This window comes from Paenibacillus sp. Soil766 (assembly GCF_001428105.1).
Lineage (GTDB): Bacteria > Bacillota > Bacilli > Paenibacillales > NBRC-103111 > Paenibacillus_E.
This window is the reverse complement of sequence record NZ_LMSJ01000045.1, coordinates 73,689-91,884: the sequence shown is the minus strand read 5'-3', so window position 1 is coordinate 91,884 and position 18,196 is coordinate 73,689. Positions and strand designations below refer to the sequence as shown.

General features: G+C 44.6%; 14 protein-coding genes. 5 read left to right on the top strand and 9 right to left on the bottom strand.

What is annotated here, in order from left to right:
• Positions 1 to 140 precede the first annotated feature (140 nt).
• On the bottom strand, positions 141 to 809 hold the full coding sequence (locus tag ASG89_RS27725) for a hypothetical protein (protein WP_057314432.1): 669 nt from the start codon (positions 807 to 809) through the stop codon (positions 141 to 143).
• A gap of 137 nt (positions 810 to 946) precedes the next feature.
• Positions 947 to 1,399 (bottom strand): cupin domain-containing protein, encoded by a 453-nt coding sequence (locus ASG89_RS27720; RefSeq protein WP_057314829.1) that lies wholly within the window; start codon positions 1,397 to 1,399, stop codon positions 947 to 949.
• A gap of 159 nt (positions 1,400 to 1,558) precedes the next feature.
• Here ASG89_RS27720 and ASG89_RS27715 point away from each other — a divergent pair, with 159 nt between their 5' ends.
• Complete coding sequence (locus tag ASG89_RS27715; RefSeq protein WP_057314429.1) at positions 1,559 to 2,509, top strand: hypothetical protein; 951 nt, start codon at positions 1,559 to 1,561, stop codon at positions 2,507 to 2,509.
• Positions 2,510 to 2,676: 167 nt separating this feature from the next.
• Here ASG89_RS27715 and ASG89_RS27710 read toward each other — a convergent pair whose 3' ends face one another.
• Both ASG89_RS27710 and fucU read right to left on the bottom strand, forming a co-directional pair.
• Positions 2,677 to 4,467: an L-fucose isomerase gene (locus ASG89_RS27710; RefSeq protein WP_057314428.1), complete on the bottom strand. Its 1,791-nt coding sequence runs from the start codon at positions 4,465 to 4,467 to the stop codon at positions 2,677 to 2,679.
• A 56-nt stretch (positions 4,468 to 4,523) separates the two neighbouring features.
• Positions 4,524 to 4,949, bottom strand: coding sequence for an L-fucose mutarotase (gene fucU, locus ASG89_RS27705; RefSeq protein WP_057314426.1), 426 nt, complete (start codon positions 4,947 to 4,949; stop codon positions 4,524 to 4,526).
• 160 nt (positions 4,950 to 5,109) lie between these two features.
• On the opposite strand from fucU, the gene ASG89_RS27700 reads away from it, so the two are divergent.
• Positions 5,110 to 6,117 carry a LacI family DNA-binding transcriptional regulator gene (locus tag ASG89_RS27700; RefSeq protein ID WP_057314424.1) on the top strand — a complete coding sequence of 336 codons (1,008 nt, stop codon included), beginning with the start codon at positions 5,110 to 5,112 and terminating at the stop codon, positions 6,115 to 6,117.
• 10 nt (positions 6,118 to 6,127) lie between these two features.
• On the opposite strand, the gene ASG89_RS27695 is transcribed toward ASG89_RS27700, so the two are convergent.
• The gene (locus ASG89_RS27695) at positions 6,128 to 6,715 is read right to left on the bottom strand and encodes a hypothetical protein (RefSeq protein WP_057314422.1); all 588 of its coding nucleotides are present in this window, start codon (positions 6,713 to 6,715) and stop codon (positions 6,128 to 6,130) included.
• 135 nt (positions 6,716 to 6,850) lie between these two features.
• Here ASG89_RS27695 and ASG89_RS27690 point away from each other — a divergent pair, with 135 nt between their 5' ends.
• The gene (locus tag ASG89_RS27690) at positions 6,851 to 8,026 is read left to right on the top strand and encodes an FAD-dependent monooxygenase (protein WP_057314420.1); all 1,176 of its coding nucleotides are present in this window, start codon (positions 6,851 to 6,853) and stop codon (positions 8,024 to 8,026) included.
• 144 nt (positions 8,027 to 8,170) lie between these two features.
• Complete coding sequence (locus tag ASG89_RS27685) at positions 8,171 to 9,241, top strand: bifunctional 3-deoxy-7-phosphoheptulonate synthase/chorismate mutase (protein WP_057314419.1); 1,071 nt, start codon at positions 8,171 to 8,173, stop codon at positions 9,239 to 9,241.
• 102 nt (positions 9,242 to 9,343) lie between these two features.
• Here the strand turns inward: ASG89_RS27685 and ASG89_RS27680 are convergent, their stop codons facing one another.
• Positions 9,344 to 9,853: a hypothetical protein gene (locus ASG89_RS27680; protein ID WP_057314418.1), complete on the bottom strand. Its 510-nt coding sequence runs from the start codon at positions 9,851 to 9,853 to the stop codon at positions 9,344 to 9,346.
• Between the two features lie 529 nt (positions 9,854 to 10,382).
• Between ASG89_RS27680 and ASG89_RS27675 the strand changes: the two genes are divergently transcribed.
• On the top strand, positions 10,383 to 10,643 hold the full coding sequence (locus ASG89_RS27675) for a hypothetical protein (protein ID WP_157276841.1): 261 nt from the start codon (positions 10,383 to 10,385) through the stop codon (positions 10,641 to 10,643).
• Positions 10,644 to 10,730: 87 nt separating this feature from the next.
• Here the strand turns inward: ASG89_RS27675 and ASG89_RS27670 are convergent, their stop codons facing one another.
• The 3 genes from ASG89_RS27670 to ASG89_RS27660 all read right to left on the bottom strand — a co-directional run bounded on the left by ASG89_RS27670 (position 10,731) and on the right by ASG89_RS27660 (position 18,158).
• Complete coding sequence (locus ASG89_RS27670; protein WP_057314416.1) at positions 10,731 to 11,651, bottom strand: EamA family transporter; 921 nt, start codon at positions 11,649 to 11,651, stop codon at positions 10,731 to 10,733.
• Complete coding sequence (locus ASG89_RS27665) at positions 11,648 to 12,817, bottom strand: iron-containing alcohol dehydrogenase (protein WP_057314415.1); 1,170 nt, start codon at positions 12,815 to 12,817, stop codon at positions 11,648 to 11,650. Before ASG89_RS27665 ends, ASG89_RS27670 begins: the two co-directional genes overlap by 4 nt.
• 148 nt (positions 12,818 to 12,965) lie before the next feature.
• On the bottom strand, positions 12,966 to 18,158 hold the full coding sequence (locus tag ASG89_RS27660) for an AAA family ATPase (protein WP_057314412.1): 5,193 nt from the start codon (positions 18,156 to 18,158) through the stop codon (positions 12,966 to 12,968).
• Positions 18,159 to 18,196: the final 38 nt, after the last annotated feature.

The window sequence follows — 18,196 nt, the reverse complement described above, 5'->3', positions numbered from 1 at the left end:
CTCGGGCGACTCCCGTAACTCGAATTTTTCGAGTTACGGAGCTACTTCGGCTTCGCGCGACTCCCGTAACTCGATTTTTTCGAGTTAGGGAGCTACTTTTGCATAGGCCGCCGCATGTAACTCGATTTTATCGACTTACGCTACCTGATACGATGCAATAGACTAATCGCTTTTTCAGTAATCATGAACTTATGACTCCTAATCGTTCCTCTACCAATTGGATATACCAAACCTTTTGCTTCCAAATCTCGCAATACTTTTCTGCAAGTCTCACTTTTAAGCTGAATCCATGTGCATACATCCGACAATCGGAAAGGTTCACTATTTAGCAAGGAGCACCTCAAAACTTCCCGCTCGTAAACAGGCAACTGGAGCAACTCAACACCTTCCATGCTGCCCATTCTGCCGATTAATTCATACAGGTTTCTTTGACAGAAATTCGGCTTTTTTTCTAGTTCATCTCGGCTATACGGGAAGTAAGTGTAACCTAGTATTGCAACTGAACGCGCACGCGCTCTCTCAAATGAGAAACGGTCTCTTGTGATTTTCTCAGCATGGGTGACGAAACTATCATCCTCGAAAACGGTCCTTAACATAGGATGAAATACGTCTCCGTATATCTTTGCGCCTGACAAGCTCGTCATTTCATATTCAAGCACCAAACCCTCTAATGTCCCCAAAACAGGCAGTAACGCCCCTTTCAAAAGTATCTTCGTTCCTGTCAGATCCCTTTGCAGCATCTCTAGTCTCTGACCACTCGCATTCCGAACTTGATCTGCCCAAAAGATTTCAAACTCCTTCTCAAACACTGCTACCATCTCCTTTTAAAAATACAAAACGCCGCCAGCTCGAAAAAGAGCTAGCGGCGTATGCTTTACGCGTAATATCGTTAGTATCATCAAGATACCAAATCACTTAACTTTTAGCAAAATAAATCTATTTCACATCATCTCTTAATTAATTTAAAGTCATCATAATGGAAACCAGGAGCTACTACACAGGAAACCAGAACGGGTTCATCGCCTAGTGGTCGCGCCATTTGCCATACATGTGCTGGAACAAGCGCTTGTGGATGCTGACCGTTCTGCACGTCAGGGCCTAGAATAATTTCCTGTGTCGCTTTTGGCTGCTCGTTAGTTCCACCTAAAGTAAGTACGATTGGGCTGCCAGAGTGCCATAACCATAACTCGTCGGACAAAACGGTATGCCATTCTGAAAATTCATCTGGATGTAGCAGGAAATAGATCGAAGTTGCTGCATATCTCGAACCAGAGTATGCTGCATGGAGTATTTCTTTTGGGATTTCGAAGGAAGCTTTCCATAGTTCTTTGTACCATCCACCCTCAGGGTGCGGTTTCAAATCTAGCGTTTGAACAAGTGGTGAAAGTTGTTTGGTAATCATATGATTTCTCCTATTTCTCTCTAAACTTACAAAGTATGAATTATACCATAGAGAAGTCACATCGTGTATATGTAAGAATTTCCGAAACCCCCAACCGATTGGGTACGTATTGAAAAAGTGAGCCATCTAACAAATGCTGGGAAACGAGGGATAAAGATGCCAGATAATCTAAACCTTCAATTGAGGGTAGCGAAAGAACGGATGTTTCGTCTGCACAAAGCAGAACGTAAAAGAGAAGATCTTCTGACTAGAGTATATGAGCAGGAACGTCTCATGCGACAGCTTGAGTTACAGCTTGAATCAGAGCAAGCAGATGTAGAGCAATTGACGCGTTTGTCACTCGCAAATCTATTCCACACGATTCTCCGCAGTAAAACCGAACAGCTTGAGTTGGAACGGCAACAAGTCCTTACCGCTGCACTTCAATTAGAAACTGCCAAACGGGCGCTTTTGGATGCACAGAATGCTTTGATTCAAGTCGGTGATGACCTCGCCAACTATCAACGAGCTGCAGAAGACTATAATAAGCTAATGGATGTGAAGGAATCCGCACTTTTAAACGCACCTCTACTATCAAGAGAACTTGAAAGAATAGACGACGATATCGACGCTCAGAAGCTTCTGGTAAAAGAGCTGCAAGAAGCGCTGACAGCTGGGAAGCTTGTACTCGCTTCGCTAACAGATGCATCCAATAGCTTGGAAAAGGCCGAAAATTGGGGCAAATGGGACTTATGGGGCGGCGGCGGCTTGATTAGCACCCATGCAAAGCATTCGCATGTTGATGATGCCAAACGGTTTATTCATCAGGCTAATCACCAGATCCTAAATTTCCGCGATGAACTAAGCGACTTGAATCGGAGTTTTCAGATTGAAATTGATATCAGCGGCACGTTGAAGATGGCTGACTATTGGTTTGATGGCCTCATTGCAGACTGGATTGTTCAAGGGCGGATCACGAATTCTCAAAGCCAAACACTTACAGCCTTAAACAAAATTCGTCCTGTCGTTTCTCAGTTGCATAAGGAGTTTTCAGCCGCAGAGGTGACTCTAGCTGACCTGATTACGAAGCGAATCCATTGGATCGAGGAGTCTAGCTTGGACAGTTAACAACACAAAGCCACTCCCAACCAACGTTGAGAGTGGCTTTTCTGTATACCTGCAACTATTTCATCTACTGCCACAAAATTTGCGAGTTTATCCATGGTTGGCACTCGTCCACGCATCATTATCCACAGCTTGGGTTGTCACCAATGCAGATCCACTTCTGCAACTACTTACTTATATAGTGGACCGAAACTGCTGCACGCTCTAAAGTCAGCGCCCTCAGCATCTGCTGTACCGAAATTACTCCAAACACGTGGACGGAAAACATCTTCTTTCGCAACGTTATGCATGGATACAGGTATGCGAAGAATAGCGACCAGCGTGATCAAATCAGCACCAATATGACCGTAGGAGATGGAACCGTGATTGGATCCCCAATTGTCCATAACGGAGTACACATCGGTAAATGATCCTTCACCTGTCAAAATAGGCGCAAACCACGTCGTAGGCCACGTCGAATCCGTACGGTCATCTAAGGTTTGATGCACATCTTCTGGCAGGTCGACGGAGTAGCCTTCTGCCAATTGCAGAACAGGCCCTAAGCCTTTGACCAAATTAATCCGTGACATCGTAACCGGCATTCCGCCTTTCGTTAAGAAATCTGTGGAATAGCCGCCACCGCGGAAATACTCAACAGATGCTGGACGCCATGACGTCGCTTCTAAGCAATCCGCTACTTCTTGATCTGTAATTTCCCAATAAGGCTTCATCGCCGGCTTGCCTTCGCGTGTCTGTTGACCCGTGCCATCCAAGGCAGCTGGCCCAGAATTAATTAAATGTAAGATTCCGTCTTTGGCCGCACCAGTAAGCGTATGACCCGTTACACGTTTAACCGCGTCTGGGCTCCAGTAGGTTCTCACATCAGCGAAAATTTGTGCCGTATTCGTCAACAGGTTGCCGAATAGCATTGCTACGCCGTTCAAGCTATCGTTCTCAGTCGCAACTAAGTAAGGAGCGCGCTTGCCATTCCAGTCAAACGATGTGTTTAACACAGCTTCCATGAAGTCGCCATTCGGGAAATGATCCGTCCAATGACGTTGACCTTGGAAACCAGAAAGGATAGCATTATGTCCAAGCGCCTCTTCACCGAATTCGATATCAGCAAGACGCGGATTGCCGACCATTAGATCGCGTACGATCATTGTCATTTTGACAACTGTTTCCCAATCCTGATCCTTCTTCTCACGGCTCGTTTGAATAGCTGCTGGATTCTTATCGGGACCTTCAACGCAGTTCTCTTTCACCCAGTTCAAAGCTAATTGATATTCTGCTGGATCAAAAATTTCCTCGTTTATCCGACGCACTAGTTCAGACATATCCACGTACTCATTGCGCATGCCCAAATAGTTCTGGAACAACTCTTCATTAATGATTGAGCCCGCAATCCCCATGGAAACGGAGCCGATCGCGAGGTACGATTTCCCTTTCATATACGCTGCAGCAAGTCCCGCCTTAGCAAAACGAATCAATTTCTCATGAACGTCTTGTGGAATCGTCGTCGTTCCAGAATCTTGCACATCTTTGCCATAAATCCCGAAGGCTGGGATACCTTTTTGAGCATGACCGGATAACACGGCAGCCAAGTATACAGCACCTGGACGCTCAGTACCGTTGAAGCCCCAAATCGCTTTAGGCGTAGATGGATCCATATCCATCGTTTCCGTGCCATAGCACCAACAAGGTGTAACCGTGATGGAGACGCCTACGCCTGCTTTTGTAAATTTATCTGCACAAGCAGCGGCTTCCGCAACGCCCCCGATACACGTATCAGCAATAACGCATTCTACCGGTTGTCCGTTCGGGTATTTCAACGTTTCACTCAGCAAAGCGGCAACGCCCTTCGCCATATTCATCGTTTGCTCTTCAAGTGATTCGCGAATACCTTTTCTTCTACCATCAATCGTTGGACGAATACCAATTTTCGGGAATTCTTGCTTCCATCTGAAATCGCTGCTTGTCATAACCATTCATCCTCCTCGATATGTATACCAGATAATTTGAGTTACCGATAATTCAATTACCCACTAATTACGCCTTTTCTTAAAATAATATTGGCATACAGCGCCTTTTCACTCGTCGCCACAATGGCATAAGCTTTCTTCGCTCGATCATAAAATGCGAAACGTTCCACATACTCAATAGCCGGAGTTACATGCTCACGAATGATTCCCTCATATTCACCCCAGATTGGTGTCTCCACAGGATCTCCAGGAACGACAGCCATCAGCGCAACTGGCGCCTCGCTATATGTATCAAGTGGATACAAGGATAATACCGCTTTCAACAATTCCGGTACCCCATGACCATCACAACGTAATAGACGGTTTGTATGACTGGCTGCCGGGAAATTCCCATCTGCCAAGATGATTTCATCCCCATGTCCCATCTCCATCAGCACTTTGAGCAGCTCCGGTGAAAGGATGGAAGGTATGCCTTTTAGCATCATAAACATCTCCTAATTTTATTTGTGTTACCGATAACTCAAAATTAACAACTTTACGTCTTGCTGTCAATCCTTTATTTCTATACAATATGAAATAATCGGTTACATCGTCCACTAAGGACGAATTCGCTTTATCAAGGCAGGCAAAGGAGATTAACCCGTGATAACAATCTATGACATCGCCGAGAAGGCCGGTGTTTCCGCGATGACGGTTTCCCGAGTAATCAATAACACGGGCCGTATCAGCGAAGAGACGCGTAAGCGAGTGCGGAAAGTCATGGAAGAGCTCCACTACATTCCGAATGCATTGGCACGCAGCTTAGTATCTCAGAAGACACATCTCATTTCCCTGCTCATTACGGACATTACCAACCCGTTCTATACCACGTTAGCACGAGGCGCTGAGGATGCAGCCAAGAAGGCGGGGTATCGCTTGCTTTTTGCCAATAGTGATGAGGACTATGCAAAAGAAAAGGATTATGTCGATATGATTCTATCTACACGTGTGGATGGTGTTCTATTTGCACCGGCAGGTGATCATTCTCACGACAACCTACTGCAATTACAGAAACATCAGATTCCGTTCGTTGTGTTAGATCGTGAAATCCCTGGGATTGATGCGGATGTCGTCCTTGGTGACAGCAAAGAAGGAGCCCGCAATCTGGTTGAACATCTAATTGCCCTTGGGCATCAGCGCATTGCCTTAGTTAACGGTACGCAGGACGTTTCTACCGCTCGATTACGATACCTAGGCTATAACGAGGCACATCGTCTTAACGGACTTGCCCTCGATGATTCGCTTGTGATTCATCGGGGCTACCGCGATTTCCACGATGATTCTGCTCTCGATGGGTTACTCCAACTTGATGATCCGCCTACCGCTATTTTTGCAGCTAATAACATGCTGGCCGTCGGAGTCATTCAATCGCTGCGCCATCGGGGCTTACAAGTGCCAGGGGACATGTCTGTCGTTTGCTTTGATGACTTCGGTCCCGCAGGCGCAATCAATCCATTCCTCACCGTTGCCGCACAGCCCGCTTATCAATTCGGGCAACTGGGGATGCAGTTGCTAATTGAACGCATTGAAGGCGAATCTAGCGATGCATCTCGTAGAGTCATGCTGCCTTCTGAACTCATCGTTCGCTCGTCAACACAACCTCCCTCGTAGAGGTTGCAGGCTATTGTTCGTCCCATTTGTGAACAATAGCCGCAATGATTTCTTCTTTCGTCTGCTCCGATAACCCATTCCTAAGCTCCGTAATAAACTCAATAAATAGCAGCGATAACAGCTCATTGGGCTCCATATTCAATGACTGATGATGCTTCCAATTCATATCATCGAAAAATACACGCATCCGATTTACCTCGGCTGGGTGTAATCTCACGTTAAGCGTCAGAAACGAATTCCCTTCTGAATCCCCATCCTGAAAGGATAACCCCCACTGAAAACCTGGCACACTCCCCGCTGGCGGTCGCTCATTCGGATTAGTATTTGCTATAACGCTGCCAAATTTAGCTCTAAGCTGCAGGATATACGTATACAGATCCTTACCTTTACGTACGTGATCCATGAAATTATCAAATAATAGCTTAACTAGGAATGTTTTGTTAATCCCGCTAAGCTCGTCTTGAGATGTATATACAATATCTTCTAAGAACGCATCTGCCCTTTCGAAATAGTCGCGAGGCGCCCGTACTTTGACTGTATGGTAGAAGTCTGTCGTTCCCTTTTGAAATAAACCCGTCCATGATTTTAATGTGAGCATCCCGTATTCCCCCTTCTTCTCCCCTCTTAAACTACTATTCTTAAACTAGCAAAAAAATGACTCCACTTTTGCGTCCGCTTTGTTTATGATGAGACTAATTATAAGCTCGATTTAACGAGTCTGGAGGACATACACATGGGCACAGTTGAGACCCGGAAGGCGATAGTAATTGGAGCGGGGATAGGTGGATTATGTACGGCATTGTCGCTTCAGCAGCAGGGTTGGCGAGTATCGATTTACGACAAAGCAACATCACTAAGGGAAGCCGGCGCTGGAATCGTGCTCGCTGCCAACGCGATGAAAGCACTGGATCTGCTTGGCATTGGTGAAAAAGTCAGAAACGTAGGGGCAGCTGTCGTTCACGCTGACATTCGAAACTGGGATGGGAAAATCATTACGAGTCTTCCAGCTGCCAAACAAGCACTACTATACGGAACGCAAAGCTATGTCATTCATAGAGCTGACTTACAATCGATTCTTGTGCAAGCAGTAACGGCGACAACAACTATTCAGACCAATAAACAATGGATCGATGCGAAGCAGAATGATCAAAGCGTCACTGCTGTTTTTAGTGACGGAACGCAGGATGAATCCGATATCCTCATCGGAGCTGATGGGATTCACTCTGCCGTACGAGAGCGACTATTCGGTAAAAGCCCGCTCCGTTACTCGGGATATATCGCTTTAAGAGGTGTATGTTCACAAGCGGAGACACATAATGCAAATAATGGCGGGGGTTTCGAAGCGTTGGGACCAGGGAAACGTTTCGGCCTCTCCAGCCTCGGCAACGGCAGATCCTTCTGGTTTGCCGCAATTAATGCACCTCTAGGGAACATACCTCCAGTTGAGGAGAGAAAATTGGAACTATTGCGTCAATTTCACGGTTGGTACAGCCCGGTAGTGTCTGCAATTGAAACAACGGAGGCAGTGAACATTCTAGCGCACGACATCGTTGACCGCCCCCCTTTGTCAAGATGGAGTTCTGGCAGAATGACGCTCCTTGGCGATGCAGCTCATCCAATGCTGCCTAATTTGGGACAGGGAGGTGCGCAGGCGATTGAAGATGCCATCGTCCTGGCAAGGTGCCTGCAACATTCGGATATTCCTTCTGCAATTTCTAATTATGAGAAGGAGCGAATGGCTCGGACTAACCGAATCGTGCGGATGTCTCGGTCTATGGGACGAATGGTACAACTTGAGAACCCACTTCTGATCTACGGCCGCAATAGACTACTCGCTTCCTTGTCTGATGCCCTTTATATAAGACGTTTCGATCCTATCATTGGTTATGAGGTTAAGTCCTTTAAGTGATACAACCTTATTACTGGCGAAGAAAAAATGAAAAAATAGCTGGGTTCTCATAAGCGAAAACTCACCCTACAACATAAATTGATAAAATGAATATACGTCAAATCTGTATAGCAGATATTCTTTACAGTTAAAGGGTGAACAGCGATGGAGAAAACCAAGTTAGATGAATTAAGGGATCGAATTGATGAAATTAATGAGAGTCTGCGGGAATTGCTTTCCGAAAGAGCACTCATTACTCAAGAAATCGGGCTAGAGAAAGAGAAACAAGGTGTGCCGAAGTTCGACCCACTTCGCGAGAAAAGCATGCTGGAGTCCTTGGTTGCACGGAATACAGGTCCTTTCGATGATGATACGATACGTCACTTGTTCAAACAAATTTTCCAAGCGTCACTCTCCTTACAACAGACAGAGCACAAGAAGCAACTGCTCGTTAGCCGAAAAAGACAGCAAGAAAATACCATTATTCAACTTGGCCCCGCTGCCATTGGTGGAAATAAGCCGATCATGATTGCTGGGCCCTGTTCGGTCGAGAGTTACGAGCAAGTACGCACCGTTGCTGCTGCCTTGAAAAGCGCAGGGGTGACCATTCTGCGCGGAGGTGCCTTCAAACCTCGCACATCCCCTTATGATTTCCAGGGGCTAGGCTTGGAAGGATTACGAATTCTGAAAGAAGTTGCCGATGAATACGGACTGCAGACCATCAGTGAAATCGTGGATCCCGCACATATTGAACTTGCAGGTCAGTACATCGATGTGATCCAAATTGGCGCAAGAAACATGCATAATTTTGAACTACTGAAGGCAGCTGGAGAGGTTCGGATTCCGATACTGTTGAAGCGTGGCTTATCCGCCACAATCGATGAATTCCTGCATGCAGCCGAATATATTCTCTCACGTGGCAATACACAGGTTATGTTGATTGAACGCGGCATCCGGACCTATGAGCGTGCAACTCGAAATACGCTCGACATTTCCGCAGTTCCGATTCTAAAGCAAGAAAGCCATTTGCCTGTCCTAGTCGATGTGACCCATTCCACGGGACGCAAGGACATCTTCACTCCTTGTGCTAAGGCCGCCTTGGCCGCAGGAGCGGACGGGATCATGGTCGAAGTCCACCCGAATCCAGCTACAGCCCTATCTGATGCCCAGCAACAGCTGACAATTGAGGAGTTCAATCAATTCTATGCGGCTATTCAGCGATCCGGATTGTTTTAACAATCCACCTCTATTCTCACCCTCGCCACCGCTTTAATGATCAAAAAAAAGCCTCCAACCCCACATCAAGCTCGTGGAATTGAAGGCCCTATCTGCTACTGGTTAAACCGTTTTATCAACATAAGTAATTTTATTATGCTCAGCAAACTTTTTTAGCTTAGACGCCATAGCCGCGATATCAAAACGATTCAACGTTTTGTTGTATACCCAACGAGGAGACTTACCTGTTAATTCAATGATAATTTGACCAGGCGCATGTACAATCTCCTTGATATTCTCCGCACCTAGCACTAATTCACGAGCTAGACCTCGTTTCGAGAGATTCGTTTTGGTCACTCGCAAGTAAGGTCTACGTACGAAATAAATGAGTACACCAACGACCAAGTAGCTAAGTGTTGTGTACCAGTACATTTTGTCCCCTTCGGTTTTCGTCAACGTAAATAACAAGAAGAGCGAAACTACGATGAAGAACGCAGCCAACAGGATGCTTCTTCCTTTAAATACGACCGGACGATCCGGATCTGTTGAAATCGGCGCAATCCCTTGCTTAGAACGGGTCTGATTTGCCTTTTTCGTGTTTTTACTTACCATTCTTTCCCACTTGCGCGACATGCCTTTCACTCCTTGCGTAATAGATACCAAACTCTTCATCTCATAATCCCATACTTACGGCAGAATGTCGATATTTAGCTTGTTCAGCCCAGCTTGTTATGATGAAATTGTCGAAATCAGACTAACATTATTTAGGGCTTTTCCCTCATTGTCCCACGCCGTTCTTTGGGCTATAGTTACCACATAACAAAGTTTTAGACATATTCCTTCCGCACATCTCATATCATGTATAGTTGCTTATTTCTGAAAACCAAATGTAATTTGCAGAAAACTAAGTTGAAACTTGAAGGGATGTTGATTTCGTATTCTTACTCTTGAGAAAATCCAATTCATTGAGACACAATGCATCAATCCGCAAGACGCTATTATTATCCGACTGCTTATCGAGGGTGTTGCCCCTCACGAAATTGTTTATTTGAAAAGTAATTCCTTAGATGAAAAAAAACAAATACTCACCGTGTCTGATGCCATAGGGGGCAAAAGGTACATATCAGTTTCCAAAACCTGTGTCGAACGGTATCACTCCGCTTTGAAACAAACCAAATATCTGACTAACTTGGGCAACCCGCTTCTACCTAAACAATTTACAGATTTAAGAAATAGTCCTTTTCTAATCAAAATGAGTATGACCGACTATATCGCAAATCGAGCAATGATTACAGAATTGGATTCTGCTATTCTACGTACGATCTACATGCGTCTACGCCGATTAGCTGAGTATTTCTCTCTCCCTGAGCTTACACATTTAACTACGGTCAAACTTGAAGTTAAACACCTTGCGATCGTATAACTTTTGTAATTTTCATAATTAAGGCCTTATGGCCTTTTTTTTATGCAAAAAAAGTGGACCCCCTGCTTACTTGGAGATCCACTTGTTTCATTCTGTTTGAAGGCGATTTGCACGTTGTCTTCGTTTCAATAACTCTGGCAGCGCAATGCCTGCCATCGTTATCAGTACACCTAGCCATTGCAGTCCACTTACCGATTCGTGAAGAACGATGAAGGACATAATGACAGCCGTAGGCAGCTCCGCTGCGCTCATGATCGTAGCCATACCTCCTCCAATTCGTGGAACACCAATGGCAAAGAACAATGGCGGAATTACGACTCCGAACAATGCTAGCAGCAATGCCCATGGCAATAGTGATTCATGCAACGATCCATTCCACAAGAAATGAGGCGGGAAGATCAGCATGACGATGATAAAGGAACCTGTTTGCATCACCGCACCTCGCGTGATTGGCGCAATCTGATTAGCAACCTTACCACTCATGGCAATAAATAGTGCGTAAGTCAATGCGGATAGCAAGCCTAACCCCACCCCAAGCCACGAGGGCGCTTCTACCATGCCTTTTAGATAACCACTTGCCATGATAATGCCGATAAATAAGAAAATAAGTGCGATGAGTTTATCTTTACTAGGACGTTTACGATCCATAATTGCTTCAAGGACGATTCCAATCCAGGTAAATTGAAATAATAATAGAATAGCAAATGATGCTGAAACATATTGTAAAGCTGCATAATAAAATATCCCAGTTAAGCCTGAGCTTGTCCCTACTAACATTAGCAAGAGGGCATTACGAGGTGAACCACGAAACGTTCGGGCTTCCGCCGATCCTTGTTTAGCTGATTTGGCCGTTATGAAAGCCATAATCCACATCATGATGAGTCCAAAAAAGATCTGTGAGCCAACCACTTCCCCAACATGAAAACCCGACTCATAAGCCTTCTTGACGAAGGTTGACAACAATCCAAAGCTGACAGCGCCAGCTAGTACATATATATAGTATTTCATGCTAACGACCTCTGCAGGATATCTCTGACAGTATCTCTCGTCATCACTTTATACTGACCAATGGTAGATTTCATAAATGATTTGTGCACTAATTCCTCGATGCGCTGATCATCAATGCCATAATAACCCAGTTGGTTCGGTGCACCAAGAGAATCCCAGAATTGGCGTAAGGCTTGAATCCCCTCCATAGCTACTTCATGATCCGATTTTCCCTTGTCGTCGATTCCAAAAACTGACACGGCCAATTTCTTCATCCGGGAAGGATCATCTTCCGCACAATGCGACATCCAGTTCGGGAACACAATGGCAAGTCCGCCTCCGTGGGGTATATCGTAAACGGCGGATAAGCCGTGCTCAATTTGATGAGATGCCCAATCGCCACCGTCTGTCCCGCAAGACAGCAAGCCATTGAAGGCGGTAGTTCCTGCATACATGATCGTCGCACGATGATCGACATCATGTAGATTTGACAGCAGTTTCGGAGCTGCTTCCATAACGGTCAGCAAGACAGCTTCCATGAAGCGATCCATCATCGGGGTATGCTCAGTTCGGTGGAAATATTGTTCCAGTACGTGAGACATCATATCGACAATTCCATAAACCGTCTGATCCAATGGAACAGATGTGGTATAGGCAGGGTCCAAAATAGAAAAAGCCGGATAAGCTAATGGACTACTCCAGCCGCGCTTCTCGTTGCGATCCCAATTCGTAATGACAGAGATGTTATTCATCTCCGAACCTGTCGCAGCAATTGTTAATACCGTCCCAAGCGGTAGAACCACCTGCGCTTCTTCTTTCCTTGTTATAATGTCCCAAACATCACCTTCATAATAAACACCAACAGAAATGGCTTTGGCACAATCAATAACGCTCCCCCCACCAACAGCAAGGATGAGATCGATCTGATTCGTACGGCATAGCTCAATACCTTTTTTCACTGTTGTTAACCTAGGGTTAGGTTCTACACCAGGCATTTCCACAATAATGGCTTGCCTATCTAGCAGCTGCTTTATCACAGCATCGTATACACCATTTTTCCGAATACTACCTCCACCATAAACTAACAGCACGCGTTTTCCGGTTGTTCCTAGTTCTTGTTGCAATTGCTTGATCTGACCTTCGCCAAACCATAATCGAGTCGGATTAAACTGAATAAATGATTGCATATGTGTGTAAACTCCTTCGATGACTAATATCTACAGAAGTATATCACAAGTCGAATTCAATAGCATTGGAAACACCTTTGATATAGACACACCTACCACATTGCCAAAAAACCGCACACCTCTTAGTAAGATGTAAGGTTTGAAGCACTTATATGCGATGCAACGGAAGGGAGAACGAAATACTGCAGCCTTGTCCTAAGCGGCTTTCCGCCCAAATTTGCCCACCATGATATTGAACAATTTCCTTAGCTATTGCGAGCCCTAAGCCGCTTCCGCCTGAGTTGCTTCTTGATTTGGAAACCTTATAGAACCGTTCGAAAATATGTGGTAGATCCTCTTCGCTAATCCCCACACCCGTGTCAGTCACTCGAATAACAAGTTCACATGGTTGGTCCCTGATTTGGGCTTGAACATGAATAGAACAGCCCCTCGTTGAAAATTTGATCGCATTGTAGATAATATTAGCATACACCTGCTCAATACGATCCATATCTACAGTCAGCATCTCCTGCCCATCCATCTGGTCCATGTTCAGTAAGTAGTCGATTCCCGCATTTTGCGTATCCAGTTCGTATTTGGCAAAAAGCTGACGAGTCATATTCACACAAGAGATGGATGCAAGCTGGAAATGAAACTGCTTCGTTTCAAGTCGACTCAGTTGATACAAATCCGTAATTAATCGTTGAATTCCAACAATGCGCATATGTACTACCCTTAAGTATTTCTTCTGTTCCTCCGGCTCCTGAATGACATCATCCAGAATCGCTTCGACATAACCTTGAATCGATGTCAGCGGTGTCCCTAGGTCGTGGGAGATATTCGATAAGAGATCACGCCGCGATGTCTCCATCAAGATTAACTCATTCGTTCGTTCTTTTACCTTGGACTCCAGGTCATTGTATAATCTAGCATTCTCAATGGATATCGCAGCTTGCGCTGAAAGTAGCTTGATCACATCCAAGCGATCTGATGTAAATGCATTGCGAATTAAATTATTTTCCAAATAAAAGACGCCAATTAGATTCCCTTGATGTAAAATAGGTTCACAGAATATCGATTTACTCTCCGCTTGACGAATGTATGGGTCGTACGAGAAAAGGGTTGATTTCTCCGCATCATCTAACACAATCCCCTCTTTCAAGCGAGCAACATATTGAATTACCGATTGGGGAACATTATCACGTGTTTCGAGTAAAACGGAGCTAACCATACAGGAATCCTTCCCTGCACTCGCTATCATCTCTGCTTCGACGTACAAGCTGTCCTTATCTTTCAGCACAAGGATACTTCTCTCCGCACCTGAAGAATACGTAACGATCTCCATCAATCGTTTGATCAGTTGCTCTAGATTTACTTCACTTGAGAGGGACCGCGATGTATTCATAATCGTTTTTAAATCAATGGCTTGCAGAGAGTAGTCACTGTTCTTGGTGGTTGCCCAATCTGGAGACCTACTTAAGTTGGAGAAATAACTTGGATATTTAAGAACGAGATGATCCGCTTTTGCGCTAGCCCCCCAGCTCACATAACCAAAGTACGCATCAATGAGATAGGCTTTGGCAATTCTCTCACGTCCAGCTTGCTTATAGTACTTCCCTGCCAGCTCTGATGCGACGGCCTCATGCTGGATAAATCCCTGTTCCCTTGCTTGTCGCATGGCAGCCTCATATCCTTGTTCTGCCTTCTGACCTTGCCCTTTAACACGATCCCATTCCGCTCGCATTAATAGACTGAGATGCAAGAAATTCTCTGGACAATGCGAAGCCCATTTCTCCATTTTCCTAAGCATCTTCTTTACTTGTTTGGTGAACCATTTACGATCACTTAGTGATGCTTCTGGAAACTTGGCGGCAATTGACAAAACAAAATAGAAATAATTCTCTGCCATATGAAATAAACCGAAGGAAGCTGACTGACGTGACTCCGCTGTTCTGCCCATATTCACTGCTTCATCAAAATGTCCAAACAAAAAAAACAGCATCATCTTCTTAACGCTATATACGTGAATAATGACTTGGTTCGAATGCACGGTTAGTTTACGGACAAATTCTTCCTCTTCCCCCTCATCATTCCCTAAAAGCAAGGGATTCAGCGTTTTCCCTTCCAAATTCCAAATGACCATACGCATCATTTCCATCATAAGCAAAGTATCGTGATGATTAGTCTGCTCCAAAATCCGGTAGTTTTTCACTAAATCTTCGTATACTTCGGAAAGTGCAATGCCTTGCAAATCTTTGACTAAAACTTGATAGGTAAGCGCATACCCCGCAAATACCAAGTCACCATCCTCAATTCCGCTCCGGAAAGACTCCTTCAAAAGCTCAAGACAATTATGAAGAGGCTTCACCCAAGGTGTGACAAACAACCCGAATGAAAAATAGCTTTTACTACGGAATTGATGAGACTGAAATCGCTCATTCATTCGATTACCAAGTTGTCCATATTGATAGCCTCGTTGATAATCCCCGAACCCCGAGCCCAGTATTAAGCCATACGAGCCATACACATATGCCATAGCCGGTGAATTACCGAATTTCAGAGCAAGCTTAGTCATGTTTAGCATGAAAAGTACAAATAAGTTCGTATTCACGAAATAAGCTGAAATGGCGACACTCATCATGAGGTTCATTAATTTAGTGCGATAGTCATCTTCCATGATGGGCAAATCATAGAGTTGCAAGGTATTTCTCAGTCCTATCTTCCGTTTCACATCTAAGTAAGCCACGAAAATACTTGCGCTTTGCGGCACTTCCGGTATCCGAATCCCTTGCTCCGCCAATGCTTTCAAGCCTAGCTTGACACTCTGATGCTGCTTGCCAACATTCGTGTATAACACCACCTGCAAGTTATAAAGCTCTAGTTTTTGTTCCACGGTTTTTGCCTCTAGCAGTAACTGCTCATAAGAAGCCTCCGCTTCGTCCGCTTGCCCATTTAAATAAAGTACCTCTGACTTCTCCAGACGGATGGAATAGCTCAACCCATCTAATTCCATGCCCTTGATCTGTTGCAATACATCCAATGATTTATTGTAATATTGAAGCGCCGGGCGGTATGCATTCGAGGATTTTGCCTTACGACCTGCGCAAACATTGTAGTCGAGAAGCTGTAAATAAGCTGGATGTTCAGTAATCAAAACCGAACCAATGTTCAAATGATTGACAATTTCAAATAGCCTCAACCCAATTTCTTCTTCCTCTAATTCCGTGTGTAGTTTCTGAGCGATGTTGCGATGCATCTCCGCAAGCTTAGCCTCATCAATAGAGCCATAAATAGCTTCTTGAATGGAGTCATGCACAAACATGAACTGGATGTTACGCGCGACGGATTTCCCCATGGACTCTTGATAAAATTTATAGTCCATGCCAACCGGGATAATCAATCCATTCTGTATAGCCCCTTCAAGTTCATGCAACACGTCAACGAATGACGTTCCCATACTAATCCCTAATGCCTCCAAGTCGAAAGAAGAGCCTAGACAAGAAGCTAATCGCATCACATGTTGCGTTCTCGCGGGCATTCGCTCCAGCTTTTCAGCGAGAAGAAACATTAAATTATCTGTAATTCTAAGCTTTTGAATCTCGTTCATATCCCATTGCCAACTATTCATTTCATAATTAAAATGTAGCAATTCTTGCTCATGCAGCGCACTAAGAAATTGTTTAACAAAAAAAGGATTGCCACCGGTATTATTTATGACGAGTTGTGCCAATTCTGCGACTTGACTCAACTCCGTTTTGAGCGATTCTGCAATTAAATGCTCAATATCTTGTTGATCAAGAGCTTTTAATACAATGCGATCCTCAACCAGATACGCAGGTAATTTATCTTGGAGTTGAACATGTATAGACGACAAACTGTTCTTTTCATATTCACTGCGATAAGAGCCAATGAACAAGAAATATTTCAATTGTGCATCATTCAAAAGCAGATCCAACACCTGCATGGACGCTGAATCTGCCCACTGCAAATCATCTAAAAACAAGACAATAGGTCGACCCTTCGCACAAAAAGTCAGCAACAGTTGTTGCATTAAAAAGTGTAGGCGATTCTGCGTTTCTTGCGGAGGCAACGACTTCACAACTGGCTGATTACCAATCAGAAGCTCAAGTTCAGGTACTAGATCGATTAATACTTTGCCACTTGTCCCCAGAACCTTTAGCAATCGTACTCGGTATTCTGCTAGCTGATCATCCTTGCCTGTCAGAAGTTGCCGAACAAGCTCGCGCAATGCTTTGGCAATCGCATGATAAGAGACATGATGTTTATTCGGTTCGAAGCGACCCGATAAGAACCAGCCTTCATCCTTCATAATCGTCTTCATCGTTTCCGCGATGAGAAAAGTTTTTCCATATCCAGATTCCCCAGTAACCCACACCGCTTCTAACGAGCCATTTACCGCATTCGTATATACGTGTAACAGCTTATTGATTTCTTCGGATCGGCCATACAAGCGTTGCGGGATTTGAAACTTATCCGTCATATCATAGCGACCTACTGTAAAAGAGGACATATCCTCACCGGAGTTTACCCATACCATTACTTGCTCAAGATCTTGAATGATCCCATATGCACTCTGGTAGCGATCTTCCGCATCCTTGGAAAGCAATTTCATAATGATTGCAGACAATGGCTTAGGGATGCCTATTCTTAAGCTATCTGGGGAGATTGGCGTGACGGCAAAGTGTCCATGCAGCAGCTCTAATGGATCTTCTGATTGAAATGGAAGGCGCCCCGTGATCATTTCATACAAGGTGACGCCAAGCGAGTAATAATCCGTACGATAGTCAATGATCCGGTTCATTCGCCCCGTCTGCTCAGGGGACATATAACTAAGCGTCCCTTCCAGCAATAACGGCTCCAGCATCTCCTGACGCTCCCTCATGAACGAGGAAATACTGAAATCCCCCAGTTTCATAATTTGTTTCTGCCGATTCATAATAATATTACTAGGTTTAATATCCTTATGTATGATGTAGAGTTGATGAACCTCGCCAACGATTTTGGCCAGTTGGATAGCTGCCTGTAGAAACGCATGAATCGATTGCTGAAACAATGGAAAATACGTCGATAGGGTTTCCCCTTCAAAGTCCTCCATCACTAATGCCACACTATTGTGGTACTTGGGTAAGGAAAGCGGCTTAACGATACCAGGCATTTCCAATATTTTCCCAATTTCATACTCACGCTTTAACCTAGCGATATCCGCAGCGACTGGGTAATCGGAGCTCAACGTCTTAATGATCACTTTCTCGCCCGTTGGCTTGTGAACTGCACGGTATAATAGATGCCGCTCGCCATGATAGATTTGTCTGATGATCTCATACTCCGGTAAAATTAACATAATATCCTCCTAGTAAGTCTCGCTGCTAGCAACTAGAG